Source organism: uncultured Mailhella sp. (genome assembly GCF_944324615.1).
Taxonomy (GTDB): domain Bacteria; phylum Desulfobacterota; class Desulfovibrionia; order Desulfovibrionales; family Desulfovibrionaceae; genus Mailhella.
Genome location: NZ_CALUWY010000022.1, coordinates 35,011 through 42,216, shown reverse-complemented (window position 1 = coordinate 42,216; position 7,206 = coordinate 35,011). Strand labels below are relative to the sequence as shown.

Annotated in this window: 7 protein-coding genes and 1 tRNA gene; all 8 read left to right on the top strand. The window is 56.2% G+C overall.

Features of this window, described 5'->3' with window-relative positions; genetic code table 11:
• On the top strand, nt 1–1,329 hold a 1,329-nt coding region (gene groL, locus Q0K07_RS06850), incomplete at its 5' end, for a chaperonin GroEL (RefSeq protein ID WP_294557966.1).
• 217 nt (nt 1,330–1,546) lie between these two features.
• Nucleotides 1,547–1,960: a DUF1232 domain-containing protein gene (locus Q0K07_RS06845; protein WP_294557964.1), complete on the top strand. Its 414-nt coding sequence runs from the start codon at nt 1,547–1,549 to the stop codon at nt 1,958–1,960.
• A 315-nt stretch (nt 1,961–2,275) separates the two neighbouring features.
• The gene (gene rplU / locus Q0K07_RS06840; RefSeq protein WP_077071293.1) at nt 2,276–2,584 is read left to right on the top strand and encodes a 50S ribosomal protein L21; all 309 of its coding nucleotides are present in this window, start codon (nt 2,276–2,278) and stop codon (nt 2,582–2,584) included.
• 33 nt (nt 2,585–2,617) lie between these two features.
• Nucleotides 2,618–2,893 carry a 50S ribosomal protein L27 gene (gene rpmA / locus Q0K07_RS06835; protein ID WP_294557961.1) on the top strand — a complete coding sequence of 92 codons (276 nt, stop codon included), beginning with the start codon at nt 2,618–2,620 and terminating at the stop codon, nt 2,891–2,893.
• Between the two features lie 177 nt (nt 2,894–3,070).
• Nucleotides 3,071–4,174, top strand: coding sequence for a GTPase ObgE (obgE, locus tag Q0K07_RS06830; RefSeq protein WP_294557959.1), 1,104 nt, complete (start codon nt 3,071–3,073; stop codon nt 4,172–4,174).
• Nucleotides 4,174–5,316 carry a glutamate 5-kinase gene (gene proB, locus Q0K07_RS06825; protein ID WP_294557968.1) on the top strand — a complete coding sequence of 381 codons (1,143 nt, stop codon included), beginning with the start codon at nt 4,174–4,176 and terminating at the stop codon, nt 5,314–5,316. The genes obgE and proB overlap by 1 nt, the downstream gene beginning before the upstream one ends.
• 304 nt (nt 5,317–5,620) lie before the next feature.
• Nucleotides 5,621–5,705, top strand: a tRNA-Leu gene (locus Q0K07_RS06820).
• Nucleotides 5,706–5,819: 114 nt separating this feature from the next.
• On the top strand, nt 5,820–7,157 hold the full coding sequence (locus Q0K07_RS06815) for a DUF6538 domain-containing protein (protein ID WP_294557957.1): 1,338 nt from the start codon (nt 5,820–5,822) through the stop codon (nt 7,155–7,157).
• The last annotated feature ends 49 nt before the right edge of the window (nt 7,158–7,206 follow it).

The window sequence follows — 7,206 nt, the reverse complement described above, 5'->3', positions numbered from 1 at the left end:
GAAGGCGTGAAGCTCGTGGCCGCCGGCCGCAACCCCATGCCCATCAAGCGCGGCATCGACAAGGCCGTGGCCGCCATCACCACTGAGCTCGGCAACATTGCCAAGCCCACCCGCGACCAGAAGGAAATCGCCCAGGTCGGCACCATTTCCGCCAACTCCGACGCCACCATCGGCAACATCATTGCCGAAGCCATGAGCAAGGTCGGCAAGGAAGGCGTCATCACCGTGGAAGAAGCCAAGGGCCTCGAAACCACGCTGGAAACCGTGGAAGGCATGCAGTTCGACCGCGGCTACCTCTCCCCCTACTTCGTCACCGACGCCGAAAAGCTGGTGTGCGACCTTGAGAACCCCTTCATCCTGCTTCAGGAAAAGAAGATCTCCGGCATGAAGGAAATGCTGCCTGTGCTCGAACAGGTGGCCAAGATGAACCGTCCTCTGCTCATCATCGCCGAAGACGTGGAAGGCGAAGCCCTTGCCACCCTCGTGGTGAACAAGCTGCGCGGCACCCTGCAGGTTGCGGCTGTGAAGGCCCCCGGCTTTGGTGACCGCCGCAAGGCCATGCTCCAGGATATCGCCATCCTCACCGGCGGCACCGTGGCTTCCGAAGAAATGGGCGTGAAGCTCGAAAACTTCACCCTCGCCAATCTCGGTACCGCCAAGCGCGTGCACATCGACAAGGACAACACCACCATCGTCGACGGTGCCGGTCAGTCTGCCGACATCAAGGCCCGCGTTGCCCAGATCCGCGCTCAGATCGCCGAAGCTACCTCCGACTACGACCGTGAAAAGCTGCAGGAACGCCTGGCCAAGCTGGTCGGCGGCGTGGCTGTGATCAAGGTCGGTGCTGCTACCGAAACCGAAATGAAGGAAAAGAAGGACCGCGTCGAGGACGCCCTCAACGCCACCCGCGCCGCCGTTGCCGAAGGCATCGTGCCTGGCGGCGGTACCGCCTACATCCGCTGCCTGCCCGTGCTCGATGACATCGAAGCCACCGAAGAGGAAATGGCCGGTGTGAACATCATCCGCCGCGCTCTGGAAGAACCTCTGCGCCAGATTGCCGCCAACGCCGGCTTTGAAGGCTCCGTGGTGGTGGAAAAGGTGCGTGAAGGCAAGGACGGCTTCGGCTTCAACGCCGCCTCCGGCGAATACGAAGACCTCATGGCTGCCGGTATCATCGACCCCAAGCAGGTTTCCCGTTTCGCTCTGCAGCATGCTTCCTCCGTGGCCGCTCTCCTGCTGACCACCGAATGCGCCATTGCTGAACTGCCCAAGCCCGAGCCTGCGGCTCCCGCTGCTCCCATGGGCGGCGGCATGGGCGGCATGTACTAAGATATGCCCGGCGGGCTTCTGCCCGCCGATGCCTGAAAAAGGGGGAATCGCATACGCGGTTCCCCCTTTTTTTCATGAACGGGAGAAAAGGACGCAGGGACGCTCCCCGCCGTGGGCCGTGCACCGCATGAGGGCGCAGGCTCTGCCCCTGCCCGCAACAGGGGGGAGACGGCCGTGTCTTGCCGGAACCTCCCGAGACATTGTTGAGAGACATGCCATGACGGAAGAACATGACGCTGAAGGCCGCACAGTGGTGGAACCGGAACTTGTGACCGATGAAAAGTACCGGCGCGCCTATTCCGACGATGCCTTTCATTCCAAGCTGCTGCGCTTTGCCGGAACCGTGGGGAAGGAAGGGCTGCGCTCCGCGCTGATCCTCTACTATACCCTCAGGCGCAAGGATCTGCCGGCCAGGACGCGCGCCATCATTCTGGGCGCTCTGGGGTACTTCATCCTTCCGGCGGACATCATCCCCGACCTTGTTCCCGTGTTCGGCTTCACCGACGATATCGGCATTCTTGCGGCGGCCCTTGCCGCGGTGGCCATGTATGTGGACGATGAGGCCCGCGCGAAGGCCGACGCCGCGCTTGAGCACTGGCTGAGCCGCGCGGAGAAGGTGCTGCACCGTTAGGACAGGGAGGATCTGCCGTTCCGGCGGGAATCCCCGGCAGCGGGCATGTTTTTGCGGGAAAAAATGCTTGCCAGCCGGGGAAAAAACATGTATGACCATCCTTCGGATGTCCGCACAGGGCATCTATGCACTTGCCTGTAATGGAAAAGACGCCCTCTACGGAGAGGCGCACCTGCACCGACCTACGGGAACAGGTTGTCATGCCTGCCAGCATCATTCAGGGAGTGTGCGCCGCATTGCGGCTTGTTCCGGTTTCCGGAGTACCTGTATCATGGGAAGCAGGCTTCAATTCTGACCCGTTTTTCGGAGGTTTTAATGTACGCTATTGTTGAAGTGCTCGGCAAGCAGTACCGCGTTCAGGAAGGCAACAAGGTTGTTGTCGACCTCATGAACGCTGAAAAGGACAGCGAAGTGTCCCTCGACCGCGTGCTCATGATCGGCGGCGAAAGCACCAAGATCGGCACCCCCGTTGTGGAAGGTGCCAAGGTGACCGCCAAGGTCGTCGATCACATCCTCGGCGACAAGGTCGTGGTGTTCAAGCACAAGCGCCGCAAGGCCGAACGCCGCACCCAGGGCCATCGTCAGGAATACACCGTTCTTACTGTTACCGGTATCGTCGCCTAACGGGCGTACCGTTTTTCTCCAAGGAGTTTCATCATGGCACATAAAAAAGCAGGCGGCAGCTCCCGCAACGGTCGTGACAGTGAAGGTCAGCGCAGAGGCGTGAAGCGCTTCGGCGGCCAGCATGTTCTTGCCGGCAACATCATCGTCCGTCAGCTCGGCACCGTGGTTTATCCCGGCACCAACGTCGGCATGGGCCGCGACTACACCCTTTTCGCCAAGTGCGACGGCGTGGTGAAGTTTGAAAAGTTCTACCGCAAGCGTCGCGTGCACAAGCGCGTGAGCATCGTTCCCGCCGAAGCTGCGGCGTAAGCGTGCTTCTGGTATGACGTATGGGGCGAGAAGGGCCATGGCTCTTCCCGCCCTTTGTGTTTTTTACGGAAAAGGATGCTGTGCGGCAGATGCAGGCTTCAGCTTCGCATCCTGCGCCGGGACACGGATGTTTTCCGCCGAAAGTGACGGCGACGCTCCAATCGTGAGGACATCGATATGAAATTTGTGGATGAGGCCACCATACAGGTGAAGGCCGGCAAGGGCGGCAACGGATGCGTTTCCTTCCGCCGGGAAAAGTTCGTGGCCAAGGGCGGCCCCGACGGCGGCAACGGCGGCGACGGCGGCAATGTGTACGCCATAGCCTCCAACAGGCTGTACAGCCTGTACGATTTCCGCCTGAAGCGCATCTACGAGGCCCCCAACGGTCAGGGCGGCATGGGCAGTCAGTGCGACGGGCACAAGGGCGAGGACCTTGTCATCGAACTGCCTGCGGGTACGCAGCTTTACGAACGCACGGGCGAAGGGGAAGTGCTTTTCGCCGACATATCCGACACGGAAAAGCCCGTGCTGCTTGCGGCCGGAGGCCGGGGCGGCAAGGGCAACGAACATTTCAAGTCTTCCACCATGCGCGCTCCGCGTTTTGCGCAGAAGGGCGAGCCGGGTGAGGAGAAGACCTTCCGCCTTGAGCTGAAGATTCTGGCCGACGCCGGACTTCTGGGCCTGCCCAACGCGGGCAAGTCCACCTTCCTTTCCCGCGTGTCGGCCGCGCGGCCCAAAATCGCGGATTATCCCTTCACCACCCTTACGCCCAATCTCGGGGTGCTCATCGACGACTGCGATCCCGACCGCCGCATGATCATTGCCGACATTCCCGGGCTCATCGAGGGCGCGCACGAAGGGCAGGGGCTGGGGGATCGCTTCCTGCGCCATGTGGAACGCACGCGTTTTCTCGTGCACATTCTCAGCGTGGAGGATGTGGACCTTGAGGCGGAGAATCCGTGGGAAGGCTTCGATCTCATCAACGACGAGCTTGCCCAGTTCGACCCGGAACTTGCCATGCGTCGTCAGATAGAGGTGGTGAACAAGACGGACCTGCGCACCCCTGAGGAGCTTGCCGCGCTCAAGGCCCGCGCCAAAGCGGACGGCAGAGATATTCTCTTCATTTCCGCCAAAGAGGAAACCGGCATCGACGAGCTGGTGGAACGCATGTGGAAACTGCGCGACGAGCTGGATTTCAACGATCCTCTGGTGCACTATCAGGAAGAAGTGGTGGTGGATGAGGAGTTCCCCGACATTGAAGTGATATGGACGCGCGAATAATGGATACCCGGGAAAAAACACTCGCTTCGGCCCACACTCTTGTGGTGAAGGTAGGCAGTGCGGTGCTCACCACCGCCGACGGCCTGCACCTTTCCGTGCTGTATAACCTTGTGGAGCAGCTTGCCCGCCTGGCCCGCCAGGGAAGGCGCATCTGCCTTGTGAGTTCCGGCGCCGTGGCCGCAGGGCGCACGGCTCTGCCCGGCCGCGGGCAGACGGTGGAAGGCGTATCCGGCAAGCAGGCTCTTGCCGCCATAGGGCAGGGCTGCCTCATGCGCGAGTATGAGCACGCCTTTGCCGCGCAGGGCCTTCTGTGCGCGCAGGTTCTGCTCACCAGGGACGATCTGCGCAGCCGTACGCGTTTTCTCAACGCGCGCAACACCTTCATGAACCTGCTGGACTGGGGCGTGGTGCCCATCGTCAACGAAAACGACACCGTGGCCGTGCAGGAGCTGAAATTCGGCGACAACGACCAGCTCGCCAGCCTTCTCCTCAATCTGGTGGAAGGGGATCTGTATATCAATCTCACGAGCGCCGCCGGCGTGCTTGCCGCCAACCCCGAAACCGCCGCTCCCGGGGAGAGCATTCCCTACCTTGAGTGCATCGACGACATTGCCGAGCTGGATATCGAGGCCCTCTGCGGTGCGAAAACCAGTGTGGGCACGGGCGGCATGCGTTCCAAGCTTATGGCGGCGCGGCGCGCGGCACAGCTCGGCGTGCCCACGCTCATTCTGCCCGGCCGCAGGCCCGACGTGCTCGACGCCGTGTTTGCAGGGGAAAACATAGGCACCTGGGTGCGCCCGGCGGAACAGGCCGTGTCGCGCCGCAAGTACTGGATGGCCTATCAGTCGGAACCGCAGGGCAGTATTCTTGTGGATGAGGGCGCGGCCCGTGCGCTGGAACAAAAGGGCGGAAGTCTGCTTCCCGGCGGCATACGCGCCGTGGAGGGCAGCTTTGAACCCGGAGCGCTGGTGCGGGTGCAGTGCGGGGAGCATCACATAGGCGTGGGACTCACCAACTATTCCTCGGAAGACCTTGAGCGCATCAAGGGACTCCGCAGGCTGGAAGTGGCGGCCATTCTGGGCAATGCCCATTACCCGGAAGTGATACACCGCGACAACCTGCTGCTCAATGCGGCGGTATAGAAACAAAGGGGCCGGAGCCTTCGGGTTCCGGCTTTTTTTGTGCGGAAACGCTTGCGCACTCCCCGGCAGACAGACGGAACGCCTTCCGGTGAGGAAAAGACATGCGCCGGGGCGGAACCTTTTTATGCCGCACCTGGAATGGTTTCTTCCGCCTGTCCGGGGAAGAAGCGCCGCTTCTTTGGGAGGTTTTTCCCCCGTGAGGGAACCCTGCGACAGAGAAAAAAGGGAGGAACGTATTTTTTTCTGCCGGAAGCGGAAAAAAATGCTTGCCAAGGGGAGTGAATTTCTATAAGTTGCACCTCGTGCCCAGGTGGTGGAATTGGTAGACACACTATCTTGAGGTGGTAGCGCCGAATGGCGTGGGAGTTCGAGTCTCCCCCTGGGCACCAGTCAGCGATTTTTTGAAGTAAGGCCTTGTTTTTACAAGGCCTTTCTTTTTTTAACAAACGATTTTTTAGAACATTCGCCCTGTATCGTACGTCTGTACTGTTTCTTGAATTCCTTTGAATTTATTTGAAAACAGATTTTTGTTCATTTTTTGGACTTTTTTTAAACGTATAGGGCTGAATATGTATCTCCAAAGAAGAAATGGTGGGATCTATTATTTTAGAATATCTGTTCCATCAAGATTGACCGCTGTTTATGCTAAACGTGAAATTACTATATCTTTACAAACAACCAATAAAGTAGAGGCAAAACTTAAATCTTTAGAGTATATACAAAAATACTTGTATGAATTTTCAACTGGTGAATATAAAAATACTATTACAGAAAATAAATTTACAAATATAAACACAAGCAAAAATATGTTGTTTAGTGAAGTTTATAGTAAGTATATTAATGAAAGAAAACCTGCGCCAAAATCTATAAGTTCTTTTTCTACAGCGATAAACCGCTTTATTTGGGTAATAGGAGATAAAGATATCTCTTTATATAGAAAATCTGATATTGTAGAATTTAAAAATGTTTTATTAAATTTTCCTGTTTATATATCTGAACATGATAAGAGTCTATCGGTTGAGGATGTTATAGAAAAATATAAGAGTTCGCGTAAGATCAGTATAAAATCTATCAACGATTCGTATCTTGCTTTAGTAAAAACAGTTTTTTCATACGCGGTATTGAACGACTATATTCATTTGAACCCAGCAGAAAACGTAAGAGTCATTTCACATGAACAGCCCGAACCAAAACGGCTACCGTTCGGCATGAACCAGATTGAACAGATGCTTATGTCCGACCTATTTACAAAATCACAAAACGAAAAGTTCATTGAATATAGATTTATCATATTATTAGGGCTATACACAGGTAGCCGTTTGGAGGAGTTGGCGAGATCACACATCGCCGACGTGGGCGAGGAAGACGGGATACCGTTCATTTTTATCCGACCACATGAGGATGGGCATACCGTCAAAACGGCGTCAGCGCGCCGGAGAGTGCCATTACATCCAAACCTGATGAAGGTTTGGGGCTTTGCCCAATTCGTCGCCATAGGACGCCGCAACGGCCGCAAATTTGTGTTTCCGATATTGAACACGAACCGGCAGATACGCGGTTCCATTTCATCCCAATTTTCAAAATGGTTCGCCCGATGGCTATCCAAAATTGGGTTAGACGACAGGCGGCTTTGCTATCATAGTTACCGGCACACCTTGAAGGCATGGGGCCGCTCTAATGGCATAGAAATTTCTATTTTAGATGTTATACAAGGCCATTCCATCAAATCCGTGTCGTTTAATTACGGTCGGGATGAATACGGGTCACCCTACCCTTTGAAGGTGTTGTATGAAGCGATATGTAAAATAGACGAATTGAACCGACTTAAACCCCAAAAATAGACAGATAGAAAAGCGAATCATCACGATTCGCTTTTCTTTTAATCTAATC